Source organism: Desulfovibrio sp. JC022, from assembly GCF_010470665.1.
Taxonomy (GTDB): Bacteria; Desulfobacterota; Desulfovibrionia; order Desulfovibrionales; family Desulfovibrionaceae; genus Maridesulfovibrio.
Genome location: NZ_VOPZ01000005.1, coordinates 175,583 through 201,762 on the forward strand (window position 1 = coordinate 175,583; position 26,180 = coordinate 201,762).

The following is a 26,180-nucleotide window of genomic DNA, read 5'->3' on the forward strand; positions in this document are numbered from 1 at the left end:
AGATATTACTATGGCAGAAACAAAACAGATGCATGAGCCGGAAGTCTCCGCAGCCGAGAATATCCCGGAAAAGGACGAATCCCTGCTCCTGCAATCGCTGAAAGAATATTTTGAAAGCAAGACCGCGACCATCGGGCTGATAATTTTCAGCATCATGATCATCGTCGCTCTGGCTTCCCCGTACATCTCACCGCAGAACCCGTACGATCTGATGACCATCGATATCATGGACTCCAAGCTGGAACCCGGCGAGAAATCCATGGATGAATCCATCACCTACTGGCTGGGAACAGACAGTCAGGGACGCGATATGCTCAGTGCCATCCTTTACGGACTGCGCATCAGTCTCGGCGTAGGTGTGGTCAGTACCGTAATCGCGCTGGTCATCGGCTCCATCATCGGTCTCTGGGCCTCGTTCATCGGAGGACGCACGGACTCGTTCATCATGCGAGTGGTGGATTTACAGCTGAGTTTTCCGGCAATCCTAGTCGCCCTGATACTACTGGCAATACTAGGAAAAGGGGTTGATAAGATCATCCTCTCACTGGTCATTGTGCAGTGGGCCTACTACGCCCGCGCCATCCGCAGTAACGTGCTGGTGGAACGCCGCAAGGAATACGTGGAAGCGGCAAAATGCCTCGCCCTGCCCCAGAACAGAATCATGTTCGGGCACGTGCTGCCTAACTGTACACCGGAGCTAATCGTTATCTCCACCGTTAAAGTAGCAGGGGCCATCGCCCTTGAGGCCACCCTTTCCTTCCTCGGACTGGGTATGCCCATCACCCAGCCCTCGCTGGGCCTGCTCATTGCCAACGGTTTCAAGTACCTGCAATCCGGTTACTACTGGATCAGCTTCTATCCCGGTGTGGCCCTGCTCATCCTCATCGTATCCATCAACCTTGTTGGTGACCGCTTGCGTGACGTTCTGAACCCGAGGTTGAAAAAATGAGTGAAAGCATTCTCAGCATACAAAATCTTAAGACCTACTTTTACACCCGTGCCGGGATCGCCAAGGCCGTTGATGACATCAGTCTCGACATCGGCAAAGGCGAGATCGTCGGTATTGTGGGTGAATCCGGTTCCGGTAAGTCCGTAACAGGTTTCTCAATCATGGGTCTTGTGGACCCTCCGGGCGAAATCGCAGGCGGTTCCATCAAATACAAGGGACAGGAAATCATCGGCCAGTCCGAAGAGGAATGGCGTAAGTTCAGGGGCGCAAAGGTCTCCATGATCTTTCAGGACCCCATGATGACCCTAAACCCGGTCCTACGCATCGACACCCAGATGATGGAAGCCATCACCGCCCATGAAAAAGTCTCCAAGGATGAGGCCCTGCGCCGCTCCATCGAGGCCCTTGCCATGGTCGGTATTCCCTCTCCCGAGGAGCGCATCAAGGCTTACCCGCACCAGTTTTCCGGCGGTATGCGCCAGCGCGTTGCCATTGCCATCGGGCTGCTCAACAAGCCGGACCTGATCATTGCCGACGAACCGACCACCGCGCTGGACGTGACCATTCAGAGTCAGATCCTTTCCGAAATGCAGGCCCTCTGCCGCAAGACCGGAATGGCCCTGATCTGGATCACCCACGACCTCACCGTAGTAGCTGGTCTGGCTCACAAGGTTGCGGTAATGTACGCCGGACGTGTAATTGAGCAGGGCAATGTCGAAGAAATCCTCGATCATCCCATGCATCCGTACACCCACGGCTTGATCGGATCAGTACCCAGCCGCAACAAGCGCGGCGAACCGCTGTTCCAGATTCCGGGCATGACCCCGTCGCTGGTCAACATCCCCGAAGGCTGTTCCTTCAGGATGCGCTGCCCCTACGCTGACGATCAGTGCATGGTCGCGCCGGAGCGGGCTGACATGGGGAATGGAAGAATCGTACGCTGCCATCATCCTTTATAGGGGATGCGCTATCGCGCTTTTGATGAAATGATTTCGCCTCCGGAGTACAAAGGGCCCGCGGCCCTCTGCACTCCCAAGTAGGGCTATGCCGCCGGGGACGAAATATTAAATAGATTTAAATAACGTTTTTCCCACGCAGGGGTGTGCGAACGCAAGTTGTAACAAACAAAACGGCGAAGCCCCGATAAAAGTTTTTGGGATTCTTAAACCCTTTTTTCAAAAAGGGTTTAAGCCCCCGGAGGGAATCAAATATATGAGTGATAAAAATACATCATTTTTGAGCTGTAGAGACCTGAGCCGGGTCTTCGTAAAGAAACTCGACTTCGCGGGTAAAATTGCCCAGAAGCTGGGTTCCAAAATGCGCGAAGAAAGGGTTCAGGCTGTGGACGGCGTCAACCTCGACATCATGCCCGGCGAAGTGCTGGGACTGGTGGGTGAATCCGGTTGCGGTAAATCCACACTGGGCCGCATGCTCTGCGAAATCCTGAACCAATCAGGCGGAGATATTTTCTACAAGGGCCGGAACGTCAAAGACATGAGTTCCAAGGAACACATGGACTACGCGCGTAACGTGCAGATGATCTTTCAGGACCCCTTTGCCTCGCTGAACCCGCGTAAAAGGGTCAAACAGATCATCGGCGAAGCACCGCTCTACCACGGACTGACCGACAAGGCCGGATTCGATCAATACCTTGCCGATGTAATGCTCCGCTGCGGGCTGGACCCCAGCTACAAAGACCGTTACCCGCATCAGTTCTCCGGCGGTCAGCGTCAGAGAATCGGGATTGCAAGAGCCATGGCTATGCAGCCGGAATGTCTGATCTGTGACGAATCCGTAGCCGCACTGGACGTATCCATTCAGGCCCAGATTCTGAACCTGTTCATGAAGCTGCGCAAAGAACTGAACCTGACCTGTTTGTTCATCAGCCATGATTTAGGCGTGGTCGAACACATCTCGGACCGTATCGCGGTTATGTATCTTGGCCGGGTAGTTGAAGTCGGAACAGTGGAACAACTTTTCAGCAAGCCGTTCCACCCCTACACACAGGCCCTGCTGAATGAGGTCCCCAGACTGGAAAAAAGAGACGTGGAATTTGCCCCGCTCAAAGGCGAAATCCCCTCTCCCCTCGATCCGCCAAAAGGCTGCCACTTCCACCCCCGCTGCGCCCATGCCATGGATATCTGCCGTGAAAAGGCCCCGCAGGATAAGGATATCGGCGAAAACCACCGCACCTGCTGCCATCTGGCAGATAAGAGGGATGAGTGGATTAGTTTGTAGGGATTGATTTGATAGGTATGAAATGAAAGACCTCCCCCGTAATCTTAGATTGCGGGGGAGGTCATTTATTAAATAATTCATTTTATAAAAGCAAAAAAATGCCCCCAAAAAATACTATCAAAAAACAACAAACATCTAATGAAGATATAAGCAGAAAAAACAGAAGACAAAACGAGAAATAGTTCTTTCGCTGACACAAAAAACAAACTACTTGAATTATCTATGCTGGTTCTATCATACTTCCTTTCCTTTGAAAAAAAAGTGCGAATCCATTTCGACATCTTCCATATCGATTTTTGAGAATTTTCTTCTTTTACTCTTTCCCAATCATGTTTCAATAATTGCGACAAATTTAATATAATGCCGTCATGAACATCAATTGCATCTTCATATTCAGAAGATTTAAGATGTTCGATCAAATTCGACACAGAGGTTAGAATTTCACGATCAATTCTATCAGATGGATTCAGTCTAACTCTTAGCTCAGTATGAATTAATCTCAACCTAGAGACAGACTCCTTTCTAGCCTCATCAGTCCTCACAATATAAGTAAACTTTGTTATCTCAGCAGCGTAACCACGCATCTCGTTACGCCACACTTTACGCTCACCAGTCACGTTTCTTGACTGATCCTTCTGCCTTTGAGTAACTGACGCTCCCAAATAACCAACAGCAACAGATAAAGCGACTGCTAAAAAAGTTCCATCATCCATAACACCAAATCCCCCTAATTAAACTCAACCTCAACCGGGCTGACAACCTTCAGCACCGATTCCTGTTTGAATTCTTTCTTGTAAGCCTTGGCGATCTCGTCCACGCGCTGATCTGCGTCTTTGTCCGGGGAAACTATCATGAGCACTTTGCTTCTTTCGGAATAGGTGAAGCCGCTTTTACCGCCCCAGAAGCCTTGGGCATCGTAGATGGTGTAGCCGTCGCTGAATTTGGGAGTGACCTGCTTGCTTAGGAAATCCTGAAAACGCTTTGAACTGACTTGCTTTTCGCCATCCTGATAGGTCTGCCCCATATAAAGCTCGTAGCGATTCCATTTACCTGTTGCACAGCCGGACAAACCTAAAGCCATCAACAGGACCACAACAGCCAAAACCCTCACTGAATTACGCATAAGAAATAACTCCTCCAATTCTACGACAATACTTCAACGCGAAACTCCAAAACTATCCAAGCAAGCGGCGAAGCCATATTAAAAAGTTTAGGAGAGTCCAGAGAACCCTTTCCAAAGGGTTCTTTGGCCGCCGGAGGCGAAATCAAATCATCCAAAAGCGCGCAGCGCATCACCTAAATAAATATCTCAGGCTCACGGCGCGCGCTGAAATTATCAGCCAGCCACTGGGACACTTCCAAAAGCTTGGGCACTTCCAGCTTGCGGGCCTCGAAAGCACAGACCTTCACGCAGGCACAGCAGAAAATACACTTGTCGGGGTCGGTTTCAACCAGTGAACCGACAGAGATTGCCGCTGTGGGACATACTCTTTCACAGGAACCGCAAAGCTGACAGCCATCATTTGATATTGGCGAAGCAGAAGCCTTGGGCGAACGGTCTTTGTACGGGCGGTTACCGGGAACTTCTACGCTTGCAGCAGCAAGAGTCCCATCAGCAAGCTTTGCTGCTAAGGACTTACCGAACTCACGGGCCTTGCCCAGATCATCTTCATCAGGACGGCTGACCGCAATGGGGGTCTTCTCGGTGGAAAAAGAATGCTCACCAATGAACGCAGCACCTGCAACGGTCTTAAAGCCGGCTTCTGTGACAATATCACTGAGTTCAACAAGGGCATCTTCGTAAGCGCGGTTACCGTAAACAACCACGGGAACCACAGGACTGCCACAGGACTTCAAAACCTTGAAACGTTCCACGGCAGTGAGCGGAATACGCCCGCTGTAGACCGGCCCGCCGATTATCACCAGATCATCAGCACAGTCGCAGGACTCAGGCACGTTGTCAGTGCGGGTCATATCAAGCACTTCCAACTGCTGCGCGCCGACGCCTTCGGCAATGGCATCCAGAATACGGTGGGTGGTCCGGGTGGGGGAAAAACAAATCATCTTTAATTTCTTACAGGACATAAAAACTCCATTTCAAATTACTTAAGTGAAGACATCCGCCAAGTGACTTTACTTTCTGACCGCTTAAGTACAGGGGCAATGTAAATGTGTAAATAGTTTTGATATTGCGAGCATCATTCCATCAGGCTTTTTTCAGCATAATAAAAAGGTTATGGAACTGAAGAATCTTTTGTGCGATATAAAAGCCATGAGCGGAAATAAGGACATATCGAATATCAGCGCAGCCATCCTGGCAGGTGGCGAAGGACGCCGCATGGGCAGAAAAGACAAATCCTGCCTTGAAATTTCCGGCGAAAAACTGGTCAGCAGAATAATCCGCTCCATTGAGGGTCTTTTTGCGGAAACCTTTGTCATCACCCGCAGCCCGGAAAACCACCCGGACCTTGATGTGCGGCTGGTGGGCGACCTTTTTGAATCGCGCAGTTCTTTGACCGGAATCCACTCCGCCCTCTACCATGCCCTCACCGATCACGTGTTCATCAGTGCCTGCGATTCCCCGTTCCTGAACCGCGAACTTATCCACGAACTTATCAGCCGGGTCGAACCGGAAGACGATGTGGTAATCCCCATGCACCCGGACGGATTTTACGAACCGCTCTGCGCTGTTTATTCCAAACGCTGCCTGCCCTTTATTGAAGAGAACCTGAAAAAGAACATCTTCCAGATCATCCGCTTTTTCCCGCAGGTAAGGGTAAAAACCGTGGACACGGACCAGCTGGCGAAAAAGGATCAGGGCCTGACGACTTTTATCAATATTAATACGCCTGATGAACTTAGCAGGATATGTAAAGATTTGAACGATCATGATAACGGCGAAAGCTCCGCAGAGGCCTCTTTTCCCAGTTCCATACCACGCAGTGCAGCACTGAAACTCATCCGCAAAACCCTTCCTCTACCGAAAAGTACACATATTGCGGTAACGGACTGCTCCGGTTTGATTGCAGCACAGACTATTGATTCGGGCATATCCCTACCCGAACACGACCGCTCAGCCATGGACGGATTTGCCGTGCCCAGTGCAGGAACAAAGGCTGCCAGCCCTGAGAATCCGGTTATGATGCATTTTTCCGGGGAAGTACGCCCTTCCTGTCCGGCACCAAAAGAAAACAGCTCCGGGCAGTCTGTGCGCGTGCTCACCGGAGGCATTGTCCCTGAAGGCACTAACGCGGTCATTCCCTTTGAAAACGTTCAGGTGGGTGAATGCTCCATCAGCATCAGCTCCCCGGTCAGTAAGGGAGATTTTGTCCGCCGGACCGGTTCAGATATTTTAAAAGGCGAGACCATCGTCAAGTCAGGCAGTGTTATTTCGCCCTGCGGTGCCGCCCTGCTTGCGTATGCAGGTATCCGTTCCATTCCTGTCTACCAGCTGCCTAAAGTGGCAGTACTGGCCGTTGGCAATGAATTGTGCGACCCGGCGCAAAAGACAGAATGCGGTTTGATCCCGGCGGACAACCTTATTCTCATGAAATCCCTGTGCAGCCGTTACGGAATCCGAGACATCCACATTGCCCCCTGCGCCAATTTACCGGAATCTATTTCTGAAGCAGTGCAGGCCAATAGTGATTGCGGGCTGATTGTTACCACCGGGGGTACGGGGCCCGGCAACCGCGACTTTGTTTTCAATTCCATCCGGCAAGCCGGAGGAAGGCCTATTTTCAAAGGTCTGGCCATGCATCCCGCAAAATCCGTTTTTGCTTTTATCATGGGCAGTTCCATAGTCATCGGACTCCCCGGACCGCCCAATGCAGTTAATCTGGCCTTCCACACCATCATCAATCCGATTCTATCCATGCTTCAAGGCAAGTCGGAAATTTCCACCACCATCCCGGCAATTCTTACCGAAAAGCTGAAAGGCGGGCGGGACCGGGAAAAACTGCGCCCCTGCCGTATTTCTGAAGATGATGGAAAAATATTTGCCGACCCGCTGCTGGAGAAATCCCTTTCGCCACGCAAAGTTATGAGCTTAAGTAACGGCATCATCATCCTTCCTGCGGACTGCGGAGAACTAGCCCCGCAAAGCATTGTTCAGCTTATCCGATTCTAGATTATTATTTCAGGCATAATTGATGCATAAATTCGGCTCAGGAAAAACTTTCCTAAAAAATTATGGAGCCGACCATGATCAATTCCGTTCAATCAGCTTACGCTACCCAATCAGTTAACGAAATTCAGCAATCCCGCGCCGGGGTTCAGCCCGCCCAGCAGGAACAGCAATGCAGGGACAAAATCACAATCTCTGATTCCGCCAAAAAGCTTGCTTCCATAGGCAGCTTTTTCTCCGATATGAATATTCCATACACACCGGGCCAATCCATCTCCCTTGATGATCTAAAAACAGGTCTGGAAACCAGCACTAAAAAATTTCAGGACAAAGTAGACATTCTATTTCTGGAAAACAACATCAGCACTGATCCTCCGGTAGAACTGACTACTGACAGTTCCGGCAATGTACGGGTACAAGGCGACCATCCGCAAAAAGAAAAGATAGAACAGTTATTTCAGGACACCCCGGACCTTGCCAACGACTTTCGTGGGATAAGCAGCCTGAACAGCCTTGTTGAAGCCGGGGAGGAATACCTCGAATTCGCCAAGGCATACGAAAAGAACCCATACGAGGCCGTAGCTAAATACGGTCACATCTTCAGCGGTATGGATGTAGAAGAATTCAGTATGATCATCGGCGGGGATAAAACAGAACAGGCTTAGAACGAATTCTCACGGCCAATAAATAGTTTTGCAAAACCGTAACTCAACCGGAACAGATTTAGCTTCCCCAAACAGCTCATGATGTTGTACGCTGAAATCATGAGAAAAAATCAAACAGGGCAACCCTGCATACACCAGCACATCGAGAATTTGTTTTCATAGCCAAGGCGACCTGAATGCGGGTCGCCTTTTCTCTTTTGTTCAACCGCAAGAAGAGGAGGTTTTATGGGACAGAAGAACTTCGTTTTGGACACCAACGTTCTCATTGAAAATCCCAAATGTATCACCGTCCTGCGTAACGGAGTGGAAAACCAAGTCCACCTTCCCTACACTGTCATTACCGAACTGGACAAGCTCAAGCGAGACCCGCGCATCGGGCATATTGTCTCTCAGGCAGTACGTACGATCCTCGGGGATGACAAAATCAGCATCCTTTCCCCAGAATTTGCGGAAAACCTTGGCGATCTCAGCCCGGATGACCGCATCCTCAAGGAAACCCTTAACGCCGCCATTGAGTCACCAATTCTGGTCACCAATGACCGCATCCTGCAAATCAAAGCCGGGATCTATAATCTGACTTGCGAAGAGTACAAAGATTCCGATCCGTTCCGGTCCGACTCTCAAATGTACACCGGATTTGTGGACGAAGGGCAAACTCCCTACGTGAACAGCTTCCGCTGGGAAAACGGCAGTCCGGTTTTCTACGGCAACAAGGAAAACAAGACCATTTCCTACACCCACGAAGTCTGGGGCGTGAAGCCGCGTAACATCTACCAGAACCTCGCCCTTGAGCTTATGCTTAATAACGAGATCAATCTTGTCTCTGTCCAGTCCGAAGCCGGATACGGGAAAACCTTTCTGGCTCTGGCCTCCGCCCTCTATCTGGCACTGGAAAAAAAAGATAATCCATTTGAGAAGGTCTATCTGGTCAAGCCAATCTGGGAGATTGGTGCCAAAATGGGCTTCCTGCCCGGATCAGTAGAGGAAAAAATGCAGCCTTATGTACGCTATGTACGCGACCTGACCGTGAAGCTGCACGAACAGCGTCCTGCCAACCGTATTTTCATGGACACTGATTCCGAAAAGTTCCGCTTCAACCAGAAGAAATTCGAGATCCTGCCCATCGCCTATATTCGTGGGATGAACCTTGAAAACTGTGTGGTCATCATCGATGAGATGCAGAACATGGCCCGCTCCGAGGTGCGCTCACTTTTGACCCGCATGGGCGAAGGAGTGAAATGCATCTGCATCGGCGATACCCGGCAGGTGGATAATCCTTATCTCAACGAAAGCAACAACGGCCTCAACTGGGTGGTCAAGAAGCTGCGCAACAACAAGGAATACGCGCATATGGTTCTTAAAGGGGAACGCTCGCGCGGTCCTATTACTGATATGGTATTGAAGACAGGATTGTGATGCCTCCGGCGGCCCTGCCGGGAGCCTTAAACCCTTTTGCAAAAGGGTTTAAGAATCCCAAAACCTTTTAATAAGCTTTGCATAAAAAAACGGCAGTCCTTGCGGGCTGCCGTTTTGATTATTCACTTATAAAAAAAATTTGCTATTTCTGGAAGATCCTCAGGAGGAGTTCGTCGAGGTCTTCGCCGTTGTCAATTGCATCGGAAATTTCGCCTTCCAGAACCTGCGCACCTTGGCGCACTTCGGAAACCGTGCAGTCCATGTTCAGGGCCACTTCATCAGCGGGGATGCCGTAACGGAAACAGAGATAGTAAAGTGCCCGGCGGGCCAATACTGCATGCTCGTTTTCCTGCATCATCAGTTCACGAAAGGATACCGCAAAAGCTTCCAGTACAGCATCAAGAATGGAATCAAATGTCTGCACTTCCAGCTCCGTGACAACCTCAGTGGCTTCGGCTTCAAGATCAGCCTCACTGAAATCAACCGGACGGGAACTTCGAACAATTCCGGTCAGCCTGTTGATGCTGGCCAGAATTTCATCAGCGGCGTAATAGGCAGTCACATCGGAAATAAACTCCCGTGGCCTGTCAGCCCTGCCGCTTTCCAAATCAATGGTTACCCCGACCTCGGTCGCAAGCACTTCCTGAGCAGCATCCTGAATACGATCAAGCAAATGTTCCTGCACCCAGTTCATGACGAACTCGTTAGGTGCGGTTAACTGGACAACGCCGTCGGCATAACGTGCGGAAAGCGGCTCCACCCAGACCCTGACCAGCACAGGATTAATGCGCACAAGAAGCTTCTTTTTTATGGAGCTCCATACATTGGAATTCATTTCCTACCTCTGCAATTTAGGCCCATAAAAATAGGGCCGTCCAAAGACATTTACAAACCGGTTGCAATGAATATCCTCAAACCCGAAAAAGAGCAAACAGCTTCAAGCTGTCACTCTTTTCCGGAAATTTAAAACGCTAAACAACCAAAACAACACTGCTCCCACCTGTCAGGTGGTCTAGAAAGAGCCAGATGCGCGGAGCAAAAAAAGGCAGGAACGAAGCGTATATCAATACGTGAGTTTCTGACTTTTTTGCAGCGACAAAGCAGATGGTGCTTTATAGGCCGCCTGACTAAGGAGTGAGGCGATCTATGGTATCCTGCAACTGCCTTCCAAGAGGGGTTTGCAGGGAAATTTCACGTTCTATATTGGTAATACCTTTGATTACGGTAGAATGTCTGCGGCCCAGTCTGGTTCCGATATCCTTAAGGGAAAGTTCGGTATGTTTGCGGGCGAGGAAGAAAGCGGTGTTTCTGGCCAGTACAATCTGGCGTTTGCGGCTTTTCGAACGCAACTGATCAGGTGAAAGTTCATAGGAACGACAGATATGATCCACAATGGAATCATAACTGGGCGCGGCCTTGGCAATGGAATAATTTTCCAATACCTGCCAGGCCAGTTCCTGCGAAACATCACGGTTGAGCAGTCTTGCCTTAAGCACAAGGTTTTGCAAGCAGCTTTCCAGCTGTCTTACATCAGTGGTAATACGGTCCGCAAGGAGTTCAGAAATTGAATCCGGAACCTGTGTTCCCAGTCGTATGGCCTTGCTTTCAACGATTCTCTTTCTGGTCTCGAAATCAGGAGTGGAAATAAGTGCCAGCAGTCCGGAACTGAAACGGGAAACCAGCTGCTGGTCGACCTTTTCCAGTTCACGGGGCAGGAAAGAACTGGTCATAACCACTTTGGAACCACGCAATTGCAGGCTCTTCAGGGTTTCCAGAATTTCATCCTGCATTTTCTGCTTGCCCTGAAAGAAATGAATATCTTCCAGAAGCAGGCAATCCACATTGTCCCTGAATTCGGATTTGAAACGGGAAATTTCACCGGCTTTAAGAGCCAGAACCATTCTGTTTGCGAACTCTTCCGCTGTAAGGCAGGCAATGGAAATGTGCTTCTTATTACTGGAAGCGCAAAGATTCTTGCCTATTGAATGCAGCAGATGTGTCTTTCCAAGACCGGGAGCGGAGCTCATGAAGAGCTGATCACCGGGCAGGGAGTTATCACAGAGACTTCTGGACGCGGCGCAGGCAAGTCTGTTGGACTCGCCGATTACGAAATCGTCAAAGGAAAAACGCCAACGGGGAACACGAGTATTGACCACCGCGGAAGACATCATGGGTAGTCCCATGCTTGTCTGTACCGGACGAGCTGCCGCAGGTCTTGGCTTAGCCTTGACCGCGGGCTTCTCTACGGACTTCCTAACCCCAATCTCCACCTTGGGGCTGGTGCCGAGAACCTGCTCGCCAGCTTCTTTGATGTTGTCCATGAGACGGTCCCTTACCCAGGCTGCCACAAAGTCATTAGGAGCATACAATTTAATAGTATTGCTGCTTACCTCGGCTTTGAGGGGCTTGATCCATACTTTGTACAGACCCGGGTTGAGTCCCTTCTCAAGAAATTTTAAAATTTTATTCCAGCTGTCTCTCATCATGTGGGGTTAACTAAGTCAATTAGAGTGTTGCCATCAACTCTTGATAAGGCGGTACACATCCAATGACCACTCGATTGTTATCTACAACTTAAACTCCTGATTTTAAAGTCTTTTCTCTTAAGCCTAGCAATTTGGTGCCGAGGGCCGAAATCCTGCTAAAGGGCGTAACCACAAGCATGAACACCATCAGCGATTCTTTTTTTCCACAGCTGTGGAAAACTTTTTCCACAGGTTTTTCTTAAAAAAACTCGATATTACGCATAATTTCGTCTTTTCCCTCATTGTTACATTTCTTCTTACTCATTATTTTTAATATGAACTTTCACGACTATTTATTAAAATTCAGACATAAGCATCTGTTTTTACAGTACTTTAAAAAAATAACAAAAAAAACATCCAGTGTTTATAAATATTACTCATAATACTATGCCTTGCTTAACCCAGTAAACTAAAGGGTTCAACGGCACTTCACTTTAGAACAAAACCTAACACACTAAAATATTGGCATTTATTACAACTTGACACGACTCAACCCCCATGAACAAAGGATTTCCACATTCAACAGTTACTGACAGGGGAACCTAAAAAAATGCAATGGTTGATCAAATAATCAATCTGAGAAACCCCGCCCCGCCGCTGCAACAAAGTTACTGGGAATATAAGCATATAGGCGGCACAAACACACGCATGTCGTGAAAAAAAGAACTTTCATTTTTCTAGGCAACTGTTCCCGGCAGGGTTATTCTCAGGGCATAAAATACTACCTGCAACGATGTAAGCATAGCGGAAACACCGTCTTCAGCTGAATTCTGTGCGGATTCCCCGATTTTGGCCAATTTCACCCGATTTCAGACGAATTCAGGATAAAAAAAAGCCCGTCTCAAAATTTTAGACGGGCTTAAAGCAAAAACTGCTAAATATAAATTTAGGTAAACTCTCGAGCAAAGGCTCTGTGCGGACATATTATATAATGTAGCGGATCACTCGCTTTCGGTCAGTTGTTTAAGAGTCGGATAACGCCCGCATGCAAACCTGTCGGCTTCCGGACAATAGCCGAGCTGTTCGCAACTTGCTCCGCCGTGCCTGAAAATAGCCGGAAATTCATCCTTGCAGATCTTGAGCATCCTATCCGCCATCTTGCGCACTTCCCACTGGGCACGCTGGCAACAGCGCAAATTAAAGAAATGCATCAGGGAACGACAATTCATGGTGATCACAACCTTGGTTTCCGCTGCCTGCGGCAAGACAAAGCGCGCATCTTCGTTAGCCTTGGCTTCACGTCCGGCATCAACAAGTATTTCCCGCAAATCTCTGTAAGCACTGCCCACGTCTTCCATAAATTTTTCAAAACGCTCCCGCGCTTCAGGAATTTTGGCGATTGCCGGAGGGATGATGTAATCCATATCATTTTCAGTTACATACCGCTGGCTTTGCTGGGAATAGGATGCAATGCGGTGACGCACTATCTGATGGGAACAGGCCCGTGAAATACCTTCCACTGCAAAAGTAAAGCTGACATGCTCAATGGGGCTGTCATGGCCGGATTCAAGGATCTTGGATACAAACTGAGCCTGTTTTTCCTTTTCAATTTCACCATTCAGGAGCCGGGGCCACATGTCGGCCACAAATCCGGCGTGATAACACTGGCGAAAAGCAGCATAAAGCAGCTCCAATCCGTTGGGAGTCATGGACAACAGTTCCACTCGTAAATCTTTCTCAGGCATATGCGCTCCTTCAATTTATGCACACTACATAAAGTAATTCATATCGGGCTGCAACTGATACAGGGACCGCCGTGGAAAAACAAGCCCCGACGCAAAACAAAGAAAATTCGCCTGAATGTCACTTAAAAGCCCATTTTTTCTCTTGCCAGCCGTTCTAATATACCCTAACTAACGTCTCCTTATCTCTACTTTAACCAGCCGTTGAGAATTTTGCCTCTTTTTTTACTGCATCCCCCATGCAGGGGATTATTTTTGGCAAATATCCGGCGCCGGAGGAATCCGTGACTAATCTTATCCAAAACGAAAAAATTAGAAATATAGCTATCATAGCACACGTTGACCATGGTAAAACCACTTTGGTTGACGGCATGTTCAAACAAAGCGGCCTGTTCCGTGAAGGTCAGGAAGTTGATGACCGGCTCATGGACAGCATGGACCTTGAGCGCGAACGCGGCATCACCATTGCTGCAAAAAACTGCGCCGTGGACTGGAAAGGCGTCAAAATTAATATTATTGACACCCCCGGTCACGCCGACTTCGGTGGCGAAGTTGAACGTTCCCTGTCCATGGCAGATGGCGCCATCCTGCTGGTCGACGCATCTGAAGGCCCTCTGCCCCAGACCCGCTTCGTACTCAAGAAAGCCCTTGAAGCCGGCCTTAAAATTATCGTTGTAGTCAACAAAATCGACCGTGCAGATGCCCGCCCGGACGAAGTCCTTGACGAAGTCTACGACCTCTTCATCGATCTTGATGCCAATGAAGAACAGCTCGAATTCCCCCTGCTCTACGCTATCGGACGTGACGGTATTGCTCAGGAAACCCTTGAAGAAAAAGGCGAAAACCTGCACCCGCTCATGGACTTGGTTGTAACTCAAGTCCCCGGTCCTTCCTATTGCGAAACAGAACCTTTTCAGATGCTGGTTTCCGATCTCGGCTACTCCGACTACCTCGGACGTCTGGCTATCGGTAAAGTCATCCACGGCAGTGCCAAGCAGAACGAACCCCTGACCTGCATCAATGAGCAAGGTGAGAACGTATCCCTGCGCCTGACCAAAATTCAGACCTATGACGGACTTTCCTTTGTAGAAACCGATATCGCCAACCCCGGCGACATTGTTGTTGTTTCCGGCATCGAAGAAATCACCATCGGTGACACCATCTGCACCAAGGAAGCACCGAAAGCCCTTCCCCGCATCACAGTTGATGAACCAACTGTTTCCATGCGCTTCACCATCAATACCTCGCCCATGGCAGGCCTTGAAGGCAAACTGGTCCAGTCTTCCAGAATCCGCGAAAGACTGCACAAGGAAACCCTTCTTAACGTCGCTGTAAAAATTGAGGAAAGTGAAGAAAAGGACAGTTTCATCGTCAAAGGACGCGGCGAATTCCAGCTTGCTATCCTTATTGAAACCATGCGCCGCGAAGGATTCGAACTTTCTGTAGGCCGTCCTGAAGTTATCTTCAAAAAAGAAGACGGACAGAAACTTGAGCCTATGGAACAGGTCTTCATTGATTGTGAAGAAGCTTTCCTCGGTGTAGTCACTGAAAAACTTTCCACCCGTAAGGGTAAAATGACCAACCTGGTCAATAACGGAAAAGGCCGTGTACGCATGGAATTTTCCGCTCCCTCCCGCGCACTCATCGGTTATCGCGATGAATTCCTGACCGACACCAAGGGTACCGGGATCATGAACTCCCTTTTCGCAGGTTACGAGCCGTACCGTGGAGATTTCCCCTCCCGCTACACCGGCTCTCTTGTTGCTGACCGCGCAGGTAAAGGCGTAGCTTACGCCATCTTCAACCTTGAACCGCGCGGCGAACTTTTCATTGAGCCCGGCGATCCAATCTACGAAGGTATGATTGTAGGTGAGCACAACAGGGATAATGACATTAACATTAACCCTTCCAAAGAGAAAAAGCTCAGCAACATGCGTGCTTCCGGTAAGGATGAAGCTGTTATTCTGACTCCCATCCGTCCCATGACCCTTGAACGTGCAATGCACTTCATCAGGGATGATGAGCTGATTGAGGTTACTCCCGAATCAATCCGCCTGCGCAAGATGGAACTTTCCGCTTCCAAACGCCACATGTCCCGCGGTAAGCAGCTCAAGGCCAAAGGCCAGAAGTAAGCTGAATTACCACATTAAAAATATTAGCCGGGGTAGTCTTTCAAAGACTACCCCGGCTTTCCCTTTTCTGCCAAACTTCCCTTTGGCGTCATCTTTCCCGGCCTGCTAAACAAGTCCCTGAGAAAATATATCCGATACCGGCCCGCGCGGCAGCTGGAGGGTAAATTTAGTGCCCTTGTCCGGCTCGGAATCAATCCTGATGGTTCCGCCATGATTGCGGGTAATAATGAAATAAGCCACGGACAATCCCAGCCCGCTGCCCCCTTCCGCGCGGGTACTGAAAAAAGGTTCGAAAGCCTTCTTACGGGTGAACCTGTCCATGCCCGGCCCATTATCCTCCACTTCAATAGTCAGATAGGCATTATTGCAATATCCCCGAATCACGATTTCAGCCTTGCTGTCCGCACGACCGCTGCCGATGATGGACTGCGCAGAATTACGCATCAGGTTAAGCAGCACCTGCTCCAGTTCACCTGCGTAACAAAGTACATGAGGCAACCCTTCCTGAAATTCCTTCACAAAATTTATCTTACGGAAATCGCAACCTTCTTCGGTGCACAGCTTCGCATCAGCAGTGTCTATGGCCCGCTCAACAATTTCGGGAATAGAGCAAAAATCTTTTTCATCTCCTGACTTGCGGCTGAAATTGAGCATATTTACAATAACCTTGGCAGCACGGGACCCAGCTTCCTTTATTTCTTCAACCATGGTCAATATTTTGCGTTCTTCAAGGTAATTGCGAATTGATTCCAAAGAAATGCCAAGTTTTTTCGCGGTTTCAATATTTCCGGGCAGCTCCGGCGACAACCTGCGTTCTATATTCTGGGCTGACTGAGTCACGATACCCAACGGATTATTAATCTCGTGGGCCATGCCTGCGGAAAGGCTGGCTACGGTGGTCATTTTTTCAGTCTGGATCATCAATTCCTGAACCTTCATCTTGTGGGAATAATCGCGCAGCACACCGACCATCCGCACCGGAATACCGTTACCATCCATCAAAAAACTGCCTTCATCTTCAACGTAAAGATAACTACCGTTTTTACGCCTGAATCTGTAAACCGAAACAAAAGGAGCTCCTTCGCGAATACAGTTTTCAAGTTCTTCGATAACCTCTTTACGATCATCAGGATGGATTTTATCTTCCCAGCCAACGAGATCAACAGATTGGAATTCATGTTCCTGAAGCCCGGTAATTTCCAACACCGCACCGGACCAAATTATTTTTCCGGTTTCGAGGTTCAGATCATAAACCATCTGTCCGGTCTTTTCAGCCATAAGCCTGTAACGTTCTTCACTCTGATGCAAAGCCTGTTCGGCCTCCATGAGCGGGGTGACATCAGTAATAAAACCTTCAAGAGTCCCCCTCCCTTCTTCATCCCTGGAGTCCACTCCCTTTTCCCAGACCCATTTTTCCTCACCTGAAGCAATCCTGATCTTATAGATTATTTCAAACGGCTCCCGGTCTTGAACGGCCTCCTGTACACATTCCCAGACATGGGCCTGATATTGCGGGAGAATAAGATCAGAATAGGAAATATCACGGTTTGCCAGTAGGGACTCAGGCTTATATCCGGTCAGTTCAAAACACCCTTCACTGACAAAATCCATGGTCCATTCAACATCATTTTTGCAACGATAAGCCATTCCCGGAAGGTTGCTCAAAAGAGTTTCAAGAATTTTTTCCTTATCCTGAGGCCCCGCGCCCCCGGCCCCATCATAATCATTGCTCCGGGAACGAACCCGCCCTTTTAGAACAATATTGCCTGAATCATCATGAAACAGGCCTTTCCAAATAATCAACCCCGCGTCTGTAGCCGATTCAAAACTTCCGGCAGATTCAGATTCGTCCGCCACGATTCTATCGACAAATCTCCCTAACTCCTCCATCAAGGGCGCAGGATTGTAAGGGTCAAGATATTCTCCGGCAGTCAACTGCCCGGAAACAACCGACGCTTCCTTGCCACCGATAAATACGATGCGTTTATTCTCATCAAGTCCGACCACTACCCCGGGATAATCCTGAGCCAGAAACTCGATACCCTGCATGATATATCCTTCTAAAACCACCACGCTTAAAGTACCCTCCAAAGCAACAAATCCAGAAACATGGTTTTCACCATACCACACCCGGCATATAAAAACACACAAATTTTATTGACTCTGTTGTTGCACCATTAACCGGATTTGTTGCTATTCAAGGCTTCCTGCGGTACCAGATTTTCTCTAGACCATATTTTTCACGGAGAGCAAGATGGGTTCAAAAAATATTTCAGGTGAGGTCGTCCTTATTTTCACCGGAGGCACCATCGGCATGAGCGAAAAGCCCGATGCCGGGGGAGTTGTACCGGACGATAATTTCACCAAGCTTCTTAACGAGGTCACTCCGGACGGGCATGATATCAAAATCCGTCCCGTACTCTGGTCGGATATTCCCAGCCCGCACATGTGCCCGGATAAGATGCTCAAACTGGCCCATGATGTTGAAGCCTTCCTTACCGAAGAGCAGGTTCTGGGTGCGGTCATCCTGCACGGCACCGACCTTATGGCTGAAACAGCCTACGTACTGGACCTGACCGTACGTTCCCCCAAGCCGGTCATCCTTACCGGAGCCATGCGCTATTTCAATGAATCAGGCTACGACGGCATCCGCAACCTTGTGGACGCAGTAAGGACGTGTCTGCTGCCTCCGCCGGAAGGAACAGATGTCATCATCCAGATGGCAGACAAACTCTTTGCTGCCAAGAATGCCATCAAGTCCAGTTCCCTTAATGTTGACCCCTTTATCGGCCAGAATACCGGGAGAATAGGTTTTATTGCCGGGGAATCAGTGATCCTTACCCGCGCCAAGCCGGGCCGCAGACCGCGACTGCCCTTCCAGGTAAGCGCAATGGCCGACAAGGTTCATCTGGTGGGTTGCCATCCGGGCATGGACTCAATAGTTCTGGAAAAGCTCATAGAAAGCGGAGCAAAAGGAATAGTACTCGAAGGTTTCGGAGCAGGAAACGCCCCTCCCGGAGCAGTTCCCGGAGTGGAAAAATGCATCGCTGCCGGAATCCCGGTGGTGCTCTGCACCCGCTGCGTGGAAGGCGGGGTCTGGCCCATATACGCCTATCCCGGCGGGGCCGCAGACCTCAAACAAAAAGGGGTAATCATCGCCGGGGGACTCTCCGCCCTAAAAGCAACCCTGCTCCTGCAACTGCTGCTTGGGTCTGGATGTCCGTGTAATAAAATTGAAGAGATATTTGCTGAAGAGAGCGTGTAGCTAACAAAAACCAAAAGCATACATAAAAAGCTTTTGATGATTAACATGCTAATTCTACAACTAACTCCTATAATAAAGAAAGCCCCGACCAAAATCGGGGCTTTATAATTTCAACGGAAAAAAGTTGTTTAGTCTTCTCGGCTATCGATGATCAGCAGGTGGTAACCGAACTGTGTTTTTACCGGACCGTGAACTTCGCCAACTGCCTCATTGAAGACAACGGTGTCAAATTCCGGGACCATCTGGCCGGGGCTGAACTGACCCAGCTCGCCGCCGCGCTGTCCGGAAGGGCAGCTGGAATGCTGTTTTGCCAGTTCACCAAAATCTGCGCCGTCCTGAATTTGTTTTTTCAGATCCAGACAGGTTTCTTCATCACTAACCAAAAGATGACGGGCTGTTGCTCTTGCCATGTGCTTGCTCCTGTAAGTTTGAATATAAGAATTTTAATAAACAATGTAATCTTGCCGTTGCGATTGTGCGTCGCAAAAAAGTGAAATTTGCATGGATACGCTTGGACTGCAAGATGAAATACAGCCTACATATCTTCCAAATCGATCCGCTCAGCAAGCTCAACCAGCGTGCGTACACCGAATCCGGTTCCCCCGGCTGATCCGGCAGGTGACTTTTTCTTGCGCCATGCGGGCCCGGCAATATCCAGATGGGCCCACGGGGTGTCTTCAGGTACGAATTCCTTAAGGAACATCCCGGCATGAATGGTCATACCCTCGCGGGAACCGACATTCTTGAAATCGGCAACCTCGCTTTTAAGTTCCTCTTTATAAATATCCCAGAGCGGCATGGGCCAAAATCTTTCACCCACGCTTTTACCGGATTCAATAACCAGCTCCTGCATCAACGGTGAATTATCCATTACCGCAGCCACGCTCCAGCCGAAAGCCACAATACAGCCCCCGGTAAGAGTGGCGAGATCGATAATAGCCGCAGGCTCATACTGGGCGGAATAAGCAAGGGCATCGCAGAGCAGCAGACGCCCTTCAGCATCGGTATTTAAAATTTCAATGGTCTTGCCGGAAAATGAAGTTACAACCTCTCCCGGACGGGTGGCATTTGCATCGGGCATATTATCAGCGCAGGGCAGAATACCCACAACAGGCAGGTCCGGCTTGATTTCACCGATAGCCTGAAAAAAACCGAAAACCGCCGCAGCTCCGCCCATGTCGCATTTCATGTCTTCGATAAATCCAGTGGGTTTAAGGGAAATTCCCCCGGTATCAAAGGTTACGCCTTTACCCACCAGCACCAGCGGCTTCTGCCCTTCACGGTCCTTGGGGCAATATTCAAGGGTGATCATGCGGGGTTCATCGTTGGAACCTTTAAACACGGAAGCATACGCGCCCATGCCCTTATCAATTATCTCTTTGCGTTTCATGGCCTTGAACTTGAAACCATACTTCTTGGCCATTTTCTTAGCCTCATCAGCAAGGTAGACCGGGGTGGCAACGTTGGGGGGAAGGTTGACCAGATCACGGGCATAACCCATGCCCAGCCCAACAGCCTGTCCCTTAGCGAGCATTTCCGCCAGATGGGCCGGAGGCTCTTCTTCAGTCAGAAAACGCACTGTTTCCGGAAATTTCTGCTCATCATCCTTCTTTGATTTAAATTCATCAAAGGAATACAGCCCCTCTATGGCGGCAACCACAAAATGAACCAGCTTGTCCTCAAGTACAATTCCTTCAAAGGCCGGAAGCGGAACACCCACAGTGCGGAATTTCAATTCCCGGCACTTTTGAAAAGCGGAACTGACTGCTTGCAGAAACTTATCCACCCCGAACTTATCTTCCTCGCCCAGCCCCACCAGCAGCACCCGCTGCACAGATGAACCGGAACCGTAGATAACTGCGGAACTCCCCAGTTCCCCTGAGAAATCACCCAAAGCGGGCGATCCGGCAACCCAATCGGCATCGGAAGCCATCCATGAAGAAAATCCGGGAAGATATTCATCAGAATCCTTAAATGCGAAAAAGATAACCGCGTCCGCAGACCATGCGGATGTCTGTTCGGTGACAATATTGAATTCCATAAACTGCTCCATATTGCTGTTCTGAAAGTAGGGCGTTAATTAGGGGAAACCTGCTCCACAAAGGAAAATGTACCGTTTTGGTATTTCACTATATCCACACTTTTCATGGGAACCCTTATTCCTTCAGGGTAGTAAAATTTCCCGGTAACTCCCTTGAAATCGGAAGTTTTGGAAAGAGCTTCGCGTACGGCTTCCGATTTAACAACCCCGGCCTTTTCAATAGCCTGAGCCAGCAGCATGACTGTGTCATAGCCGAGGGCGGCAAAGCCTGATTCCGGACGGACACCGAACATGCGCTCATAGCTGTCCACAAATTCCTGAACCTGCGGGTCCGGATTATCAAGGGCCACATGAGTGGCGAAATAGATGTCATGGGCAAATTCCGCCGGGATATCGCGCAGCCCCGGAGTATCGAACCCGTCACCTGAAACAATGGGCTGATTGAATCCAGCCTTACGGGCCGCAGTAACATAGTTAGCCGCATCCGGCGGAATGGAGGACATGAAAATCAGATCCGGGTTCTTTTCATCACCCTTGGGCAAAGGATATTTGCCATCACCGGAACTGTACCAGATCTCATCCACAACAGTTCCGCCGTACTTACGGTAACGACGCTTGAAATACTTGGAAAGAGTCTTGGTAAATTCATTGGAAATATCAGTCCCCACAAAACAGCGGGAAGTATCCAGCCTGCGTTTGGCAAATTTAGCCACAGCACGGGCCTGCATATTGTCCCCGAAAGCAGCCATAAAAAAATTCTTGCCGTACATGTAAGGCAGGTTCTGCATGGTCGCCCCGGAAGTGATGAAAATAATATTCTTTGCGGTGATTGCAGGGGCCGCAGCCATAACATAATCAGTATCGTTCAAGCCGATAACCGCCACCATTTCATCCTGTCCGGCCAGAGCTTCAGAAGCCATTGCCGCAGAATCAAGATCGGAACGGCAATCGGAAACCACAAGACTCAGCTTGCGGCCCATAATTCCGCCCCCGGAATTAATAATCTCTTTGGCCAGCTCCATGCCGTGCAGTCCGGGACGGTCAATAGCGGCCATTCCCCCTGTGAGATTATAAAGCACCCCGACCTTGATAACTTTCTCCCCGGCAAAAGCCGGTACGGACAAAATCAGCATGGCAAACAGGCTGCCCATCAAACGAAAAAACATATATCCTCCTTGAAATTCATCCCAATATTAACATTTAATCTTTTCTATTATTTACCCGCAACAGGAAGGCACAGGCAACCAGTATTTTCAGCAGAACACCACAGATGTAAGAAATTAAAAAAAAGGAGGGCCTTCCATCAATCCTGATCGCCCAGTTTGGCCTGCTGAGCTTCCAGAAAACGCTGAAATTTATTGAGTTCAGCCTCACGTTTCTGCGAGACAAGAGGAAATTCAGACTCCTCCCGGTAACGCTTCTCTGCAACGGTCCTATTGACGGGAACTTCTGTTGTCCCCTGCCATCCGGCATTGTCCCGGACCAGCCTGTTAATATAGCTGACTCCCAGAAAAGCACGGGTTACGCGGCTGTTATCGCGCAGTTTGCGCATATCCTTGAATTCGGCTTTAGCGGAAACATCGCGGACCATTTTATCAAGACAGACCATCCTCTCGGGCATATGAACCTGCTCGAAAACCGCACCGTGATTGTTGAGGATGTGCCCTCGGTCCCCGGCAGTGGCCGGATCAATATAAAAAGCGGCATAAAGCCCGGACTGGTCGTAAACAGAAAGGTCACAGGAAAGATCCACCCCCACTCCGCAGGTCAAACAGGTCACATCCCGGTGGCGGGGCAGCACGTCACGTTTGAACCACTCGTCACTATTGGAAGGATCAGTAATGGCCTTCTTGTTTTCAGGGGCGAATTCACGCACCGGAGAACGCATCATTGTTCCGGCCATAAGCTCACTGGCCTGCATCCATGCAGCAACTCCGAGTACTCCTTTGAAATCCCTGCGCCTTCTCCGGGAAAGCAGAAAAAGACCGCGATAAAGCCTGTCCAGCGTGGTTCCGCCCTCTTCAGTGGATTCGAACATGATATATTCATTGAATCCCCCTGCAAGGGTCAGATTGAAAGGAGTACGGATCATCACCGATCCGGTATCGTTGCGGGGAACTAAAAAATCCGCAAGATCATGCCCGTCGGTAGGCAGCCAGGCCATAGTTCCGCCGATGGTGATCATGGAGCCCAGCACCTTCATATAATCATCCGGGACTTCCCCCAACCCGCCCACACCGATAGAGTATTCAGTCTGGGAAAAACCACGGGAAAAAATATGCCCTCTATCCACCCGTGAATGGAAAATATCTGCAATAGAGCCGATAACCTTTAGATCTGCCGGAGAATTTTCACCGGGCACGAACCTGAATTTGCCGATGGGTGAATCCGCTGTTTCCAAACTTTCCCAATTATCAAGGGCCTGCCGTTCCCACTGCACGGATTGCAGAAAGGTCATGGCCTCGCTGCGAGTAGAAAAAATATTTAGGGAATTGGTCATCCCGGCGGTATCAAGCACGTTGCGGCAGTACGAACAGATCGCGCACAAAGCCAGCGCACCGTTACGACGATGCAATATTTTCATGGTTCGCACAATGGAACGAATTCCGGCACTGCTCAAGTAACGCACATCGGCCATATCAAAAGCCACACAGGCAAGATTTTCATCAGCAAGGATATTTTTAAGGGTCCGATCCAGTTCCCCGGCCCCGAAAGCGTCTATTCTTCCGCTCATGCCGACGACAACTGTATCCCCGTGTCTTTGTACTGTAATTTCCATTCACAACTCCTGTTCAACTTCATCAGGAATATGTTATCACTCTCAAAATAAGCATAGGCATAAGCATAGTAGATTGTGAAGTTGCTTCTGGAAAAACTGTACTATTTTTTCGGGCTCTGATAATTATGTCTATAAGAGGGAGAACCATGAAACGAATCCTGAACAAGTTCCTACCTGACACTGAAACCGGTGAGTTCCTGAAGCAGGCACTTGAAGACCGGAACCTGACCATGAAGGATGTTCTTCACGGATATATGTATATTCGCTGGCCCAAAGCCTATATCGGGGCAGCTCTGGGCGAGAACAATCTGGCCCCCATTGCGGAATTCTTTACCAGTCTGGTTGCTTCTCCCAAAGATAAAGAAAAACGCCAGCAGCTCAAAAACGAATTTGCCCAGAATTATCACGGCAAGGTCATTCCCACGGAAGAAGCCGTAAAACTAGTTAAGATTAAAAAGGAAGTGCGTACAACTTTGCCTGAACGGGTTCTTCCCTATGAAAAGGCCCGCGACATTGTATTGCAGAATCCTGATCATATCGTGCTCTTTGAATGCCCCTGCCGGGCATCAAGGGAAAAGCCCTGCTATCCTCTTGATGTATGCATGATCGTTGGTGAGCCCTTTGCCTCTTTTGTTGCCAAAAACCACCCGGAAAAGGCCCGGCGCATAACCGAGGACGAAGCTGTACGTATTCTGGAAGCTGAAAATGCAAGGGGACACGTGCACCACGTTTTTTTCAAGGATGTAATGCTGGGTAGGTTTTACGCTATCTGCAACTGCTGCACCTGCTGCTGCGGAGCAATGGAAGCCATGCGTAATGGAATTCCCATGCTTGCCCCCTCCGGCTACATTGCTGTGGTAGACCCGCACAAATGCATCGGCTGCGGACAGTGCATGGAATACTGCCCCTTCGGAGCCATGAATCTGCGTGACAAGCGCATGCGCATTGATCCCAAAAAATGCATGGGTTGCGGGGTATGCACCAACAAATGCCGCAAAGATGCCCTGCGCCTTGCGCGCAACAAGAAACACCCCGAACCATTGCTGGTGGAGAAATTGCTGGAAGGATAGGTTCGACAGGACTAACCGTCGGGAAAAGAACGTCTCAGCTCGAGAATTTCATCCAGATTCTCGAACAACAAATCAGTCAGGTGCGGGTCGAATTGCTTGCCCTTACCTTCTTCAAAATAATCCCTGATCTTCTCAATGGGCCAGGCCTTCTTGTAAACCCGCTCACTGCCCAGAGCATCAAAGACATCAACAATACCTGTTATCCGTCCGTAAATATGGATATCATCCCCGGAAAGCTTGCGGGGATACCCTTCACCGTTCCACCATTCATGATGCTCAAAAGCCACTATTGCAGCAGCCTTGATAATGGGGCGTTCGGAATGTTTTAAAATTTCGTGTCCGATGGTGGTATGGGTCTTGATCAGATCAAATTCTTCGGGAGTAAGCCGTCCGGGCTTGTTGAGTACTGTGTCGGGAATTCCGATCTTACCCACATCATGCATGGGTGATGCAAGACGCAATAGATCCGACTCTTCCTTGCTCAAACCGTAGCGGCGGGCAAGAATATATGAAAGCTCGGCTACCCTGCGTACGTGGTTGGCGGTCTCATTGGAGCGGGTCTCCACAACTTCGCCGAGAGTGAGGATAACTTCTTTCTGAGTCTCAATGACTTCATCCTGAATAGCCATCAGGGCATCCTGAGCCTCGCGCCGGACTTTTATCTCACTGCGCAGATCCTCGGTCCTCTTCTCAACCTCGGCCTCGAGATGTTCTTTGTAGCGGCGGTTCTCTTTGATCAGAGAGGCCCGTTCAAGCCCCTGTCCGAGGGCATGTTCCAGAATATTCAGGTCAACGATGGGCTTGGTTACGAAATCCCACGCCCCCAGCCGCACGGCCTTGATGGCGTCCTGAATCAATCCGGCACCGGAAACAACTATAATAGGTGTATCGGGGCTTTCAGCAGTAACGTTTTCCAATACCCCGAAACCGTCCACCTTAGGCATATTCAGGTCAACCAGCACAGCATCAGGCTTTTCCTTCCTGAAAACTTCAAGACCCTCTTCACCGTCTCCGGCATCAATAATATTAAAACCGGAGTCACTGAGATAGTCGCTGATTGTTTCCCTTACAAAGTCTTCATCATCAATGACGAGAATGGTTAATTCTGAATTATCCAACACTTACCCCTGATCATTTATTGCTCTGGAATTGTACTTTCCGCCAGTTACATACAGACATAGCAAAAAAAATATATATATAAAACTGTTATTCCAAAAGTATAACAAGTTGAACCAGAATAAAAAAAGGCACCGGGAAGCAATTGCTTTCCGGTGCCTTACTAACACTCATGT

Annotated in this window: 22 protein-coding genes; 9 read left to right on the forward strand and 13 right to left on the reverse strand. The window is 49.3% G+C overall.

The genetic code is table 11. The annotated features are described in order from the left end of the window. The first annotated feature begins 10 nt into the window (after nt 1-10). The 3 genes from FMS18_RS09645 (at nt 11) to FMS18_RS09655 (ending at nt 3,187) form a co-directional block, all read left to right on the forward strand. Nucleotides 11-949: an ABC transporter permease gene (locus tag FMS18_RS09645; RefSeq protein WP_163293886.1), complete on the forward strand. Its 939-nt coding sequence runs from the start codon at nt 11-13 to the stop codon at nt 947-949. Then, nucleotides 946-1,908, forward strand: a complete 963-nt coding sequence (locus FMS18_RS09650) for an ABC transporter ATP-binding protein (RefSeq protein WP_163293888.1) — start codon at nt 946-948, stop codon at nt 1,906-1,908. Before FMS18_RS09645 ends, FMS18_RS09650 begins: the two co-directional genes overlap by 4 nt. 253 nt (nt 1,909-2,161) lie before the next feature. After that, entirely contained in the window at nt 2,162-3,187 is a 1,026-nt protein-coding gene (locus FMS18_RS09655) for an ABC transporter ATP-binding protein (protein WP_163293890.1), read from the forward strand. Nucleotides 3,188-3,264: 77 nt separating this feature from the next. On the opposite strand, the gene FMS18_RS09660 is transcribed toward FMS18_RS09655, so the two are convergent. From FMS18_RS09660 to FMS18_RS09670, 3 genes are all read right to left on the reverse strand, one after another. After that, the gene (locus FMS18_RS09660) at nt 3,265-3,900 is read right to left on the reverse strand and encodes a hypothetical protein (RefSeq protein WP_163293905.1); all 636 of its coding nucleotides are present in this window, start codon (nt 3,898-3,900) and stop codon (nt 3,265-3,267) included. 14 nt (nt 3,901-3,914) lie between these two features. Further along, nucleotides 3,915-4,310: a DUF3574 domain-containing protein gene (locus FMS18_RS09665; protein ID WP_163293907.1), complete on the reverse strand. Its 396-nt coding sequence runs from the start codon at nt 4,308-4,310 to the stop codon at nt 3,915-3,917. Between the two features lie 173 nt (nt 4,311-4,483). Further along, a complete protein-coding gene (locus tag FMS18_RS09670) occupies nt 4,484-5,272 on the reverse strand; it encodes a 4Fe-4S binding protein (protein ID WP_163293909.1) in 789 nt (262 codons plus the stop codon). A gap of 187 nt (nt 5,273-5,459) precedes the next feature. Here FMS18_RS09670 and FMS18_RS09675 point away from each other — a divergent pair, with 187 nt between their 5' ends. The 3 genes from FMS18_RS09675 to FMS18_RS09685 all read left to right on the forward strand — a co-directional run bounded on the left by FMS18_RS09675 (nt 5,460) and on the right by FMS18_RS09685 (nt 9,394). Beyond that, nucleotides 5,460-7,316: an NTP transferase domain-containing protein gene (locus tag FMS18_RS09675; protein ID WP_163293911.1), complete on the forward strand. Its 1,857-nt coding sequence runs from the start codon at nt 5,460-5,462 to the stop codon at nt 7,314-7,316. Nucleotides 7,317-7,390: 74 nt separating this feature from the next. Beyond that, a complete protein-coding gene (locus FMS18_RS09680; RefSeq protein WP_163293913.1) occupies nt 7,391-7,978 on the forward strand; it encodes a hypothetical protein in 588 nt (195 codons plus the stop codon). 225 nt (nt 7,979-8,203) lie between these two features. Then, on the forward strand, nt 8,204-9,394 hold the full coding sequence (locus tag FMS18_RS09685; protein WP_163293915.1) for a PhoH family protein: 1,191 nt from the start codon (nt 8,204-8,206) through the stop codon (nt 9,392-9,394). Between the two features lie 142 nt (nt 9,395-9,536). On the opposite strand, the gene FMS18_RS09690 is transcribed toward FMS18_RS09685, so the two are convergent. From FMS18_RS09690 to thyX, 4 genes are all read right to left on the reverse strand, one after another. Next, nucleotides 9,537-10,229: a DnaA N-terminal domain-containing protein gene (locus FMS18_RS09690; protein WP_163293917.1), complete on the reverse strand. Its 693-nt coding sequence runs from the start codon at nt 10,227-10,229 to the stop codon at nt 9,537-9,539. 292 nt (nt 10,230-10,521) lie between these two features. Beyond that, nucleotides 10,522-11,880, reverse strand: a complete 1,359-nt coding sequence (locus FMS18_RS09695) for a chromosomal replication initiator protein DnaA (protein ID WP_163293919.1) — start codon at nt 11,878-11,880, stop codon at nt 10,522-10,524. Between the two features lie 716 nt (nt 11,881-12,596). After that, the gene (locus FMS18_RS20880; RefSeq protein WP_275405820.1) at nt 12,597-12,722 is read right to left on the reverse strand and encodes a hypothetical protein; all 126 of its coding nucleotides are present in this window, start codon (nt 12,720-12,722) and stop codon (nt 12,597-12,599) included. 138 nt (nt 12,723-12,860) lie between these two features. Continuing rightward, the gene (gene thyX / locus FMS18_RS09700; protein WP_163293921.1) at nt 12,861-13,604 is read right to left on the reverse strand and encodes an FAD-dependent thymidylate synthase; all 744 of its coding nucleotides are present in this window, start codon (nt 13,602-13,604) and stop codon (nt 12,861-12,863) included. A 281-nt stretch (nt 13,605-13,885) separates the two neighbouring features. Here thyX and typA point away from each other — a divergent pair, with 281 nt between their 5' ends. Further along, entirely contained in the window at nt 13,886-15,733 is a 1,848-nt protein-coding gene (gene typA / locus FMS18_RS09705; protein WP_163293923.1) for a translational GTPase TypA, read from the forward strand. A 105-nt stretch (nt 15,734-15,838) separates the two neighbouring features. Here typA and FMS18_RS09710 read toward each other — a convergent pair whose 3' ends face one another. Beyond that, nucleotides 15,839-17,806 carry a PAS domain-containing protein gene (locus tag FMS18_RS09710; protein ID WP_368854158.1) on the reverse strand — a complete coding sequence of 656 codons (1,968 nt, stop codon included), beginning with the start codon at nt 17,804-17,806 and terminating at the stop codon, nt 15,839-15,841. Between the two features lie 181 nt (nt 17,807-17,987). On the opposite strand from FMS18_RS09710, the gene FMS18_RS09715 reads away from it, so the two are divergent. Next, on the forward strand, nt 17,988-18,998 hold the full coding sequence (locus FMS18_RS09715) for an asparaginase (RefSeq protein ID WP_163293925.1): 1,011 nt from the start codon (nt 17,988-17,990) through the stop codon (nt 18,996-18,998). A 128-nt stretch (nt 18,999-19,126) separates the two neighbouring features. Here FMS18_RS09715 and FMS18_RS09720 read toward each other — a convergent pair whose 3' ends face one another. The 4 genes from FMS18_RS09720 to FMS18_RS09735 all read right to left on the reverse strand — a co-directional run bounded on the left by FMS18_RS09720 (nt 19,127) and on the right by FMS18_RS09735 (nt 23,818). Next, on the reverse strand, nt 19,127-19,408 hold the full coding sequence (locus FMS18_RS09720) for a peptidylprolyl isomerase (RefSeq protein WP_163293927.1): 282 nt from the start codon (nt 19,406-19,408) through the stop codon (nt 19,127-19,129). 125 nt (nt 19,409-19,533) lie between these two features. Next, a complete protein-coding gene (locus tag FMS18_RS09725) occupies nt 19,534-21,039 on the reverse strand; it encodes a leucyl aminopeptidase (protein WP_163293930.1) in 1,506 nt (501 codons plus the stop codon). A 35-nt stretch (nt 21,040-21,074) separates the two neighbouring features. After that, a complete protein-coding gene (locus FMS18_RS09730) occupies nt 21,075-22,205 on the reverse strand; it encodes an ABC transporter substrate-binding protein (RefSeq protein WP_163293932.1) in 1,131 nt (376 codons plus the stop codon). Nucleotides 22,206-22,342: 137 nt separating this feature from the next. Further along, on the reverse strand, nt 22,343-23,818 hold the full coding sequence (locus FMS18_RS09735; protein WP_163293934.1) for an STAS domain-containing protein: 1,476 nt from the start codon (nt 23,816-23,818) through the stop codon (nt 22,343-22,345). Between the two features lie 146 nt (nt 23,819-23,964). Between FMS18_RS09735 and FMS18_RS09740 the strand changes: the two genes are divergently transcribed. Continuing rightward, entirely contained in the window at nt 23,965-24,888 is a 924-nt protein-coding gene (locus FMS18_RS09740) for a 4Fe-4S binding protein (protein ID WP_163293936.1), read from the forward strand. An 11-nt stretch (nt 24,889-24,899) separates the two neighbouring features. Here the strand turns inward: FMS18_RS09740 and FMS18_RS09745 are convergent, their stop codons facing one another. Further along, nucleotides 24,900-26,006, reverse strand: coding sequence for an HD domain-containing phosphohydrolase (locus tag FMS18_RS09745; protein ID WP_163293938.1), 1,107 nt, complete (start codon nt 26,004-26,006; stop codon nt 24,900-24,902). Between the last annotated feature and the right edge of the window lie 174 nt (nt 26,007-26,180).

What these genes read in the sequence shown, in the direction of transcription:
- FMS18_RS09680 (WP_163293913.1), top strand. Translation starts at nt 7,391, where the DNA reads ATGATCAATTCCGTTCAATCAGCTTACGCTACCCAATCAGTTAACGAA.
- FMS18_RS09685 (WP_163293915.1), top strand. Translation starts at nt 8,204, where the DNA reads ATGGGACAGAAGAACTTCGTTTTGGACACCAACGTTCTCATTGAAAAT.
- FMS18_RS09670 (WP_163293909.1), bottom strand. Translation starts at nt 5,272, where the DNA reads ATGTCCTGTAAGAAATTAAAGATGATTTGTTTTTCCCCCACCCGGACC.
- FMS18_RS09650 (WP_163293888.1), top strand. Translation starts at nt 946, where the DNA reads ATGAGTGAAAGCATTCTCAGCATACAAAATCTTAAGACCTACTTTTAC.
- FMS18_RS09735 (WP_163293934.1), bottom strand. Translation starts at nt 23,818, where the DNA reads ATGGAAATTACAGTACAAAGACACGGGGATACAGTTGTCGTCGGCATG.
- FMS18_RS09730 (WP_163293932.1), bottom strand. Translation starts at nt 22,205, where the DNA reads ATGTTTTTTCGTTTGATGGGCAGCCTGTTTGCCATGCTGATTTTGTCC.
- FMS18_RS09725 (WP_163293930.1), bottom strand. Translation starts at nt 21,039, where the DNA reads ATGGAATTCAATATTGTCACCGAACAGACATCCGCATGGTCTGCGGAC.
- FMS18_RS09690 (WP_163293917.1), bottom strand. Translation starts at nt 10,229, where the DNA reads ATGAATTCCAATGTATGGAGCTCCATAAAAAAGAAGCTTCTTGTGCGC.
- FMS18_RS09720 (WP_163293927.1), bottom strand. Translation starts at nt 19,408, where the DNA reads ATGGCAAGAGCAACAGCCCGTCATCTTTTGGTTAGTGATGAAGAAACC.
- FMS18_RS09740 (WP_163293936.1), top strand. Translation starts at nt 23,965, where the DNA reads ATGAAACGAATCCTGAACAAGTTCCTACCTGACACTGAAACCGGTGAG.
- FMS18_RS09655 (WP_163293890.1), top strand. Translation starts at nt 2,162, where the DNA reads ATGAGTGATAAAAATACATCATTTTTGAGCTGTAGAGACCTGAGCCGG.
- thyX (WP_163293921.1), bottom strand. Translation starts at nt 13,604, where the DNA reads ATGCCTGAGAAAGATTTACGAGTGGAACTGTTGTCCATGACTCCCAAC.
- FMS18_RS09645 (WP_163293886.1), top strand. Translation starts at nt 11, where the DNA reads ATGGCAGAAACAAAACAGATGCATGAGCCGGAAGTCTCCGCAGCCGAG.
- FMS18_RS09675 (WP_163293911.1), top strand. Translation starts at nt 5,460, where the DNA reads ATGAGCGGAAATAAGGACATATCGAATATCAGCGCAGCCATCCTGGCA.
- FMS18_RS09695 (WP_163293919.1), bottom strand. Translation starts at nt 11,880, where the DNA reads ATGATGAGAGACAGCTGGAATAAAATTTTAAAATTTCTTGAGAAGGGA.
- FMS18_RS09665 (WP_163293907.1), bottom strand. Translation starts at nt 4,310, where the DNA reads ATGCGTAATTCAGTGAGGGTTTTGGCTGTTGTGGTCCTGTTGATGGCT.
- FMS18_RS09715 (WP_163293925.1), top strand. Translation starts at nt 17,988, where the DNA reads ATGGGTTCAAAAAATATTTCAGGTGAGGTCGTCCTTATTTTCACCGGA.
- FMS18_RS09660 (WP_163293905.1), bottom strand. Translation starts at nt 3,900, where the DNA reads ATGGATGATGGAACTTTTTTAGCAGTCGCTTTATCTGTTGCTGTTGGT.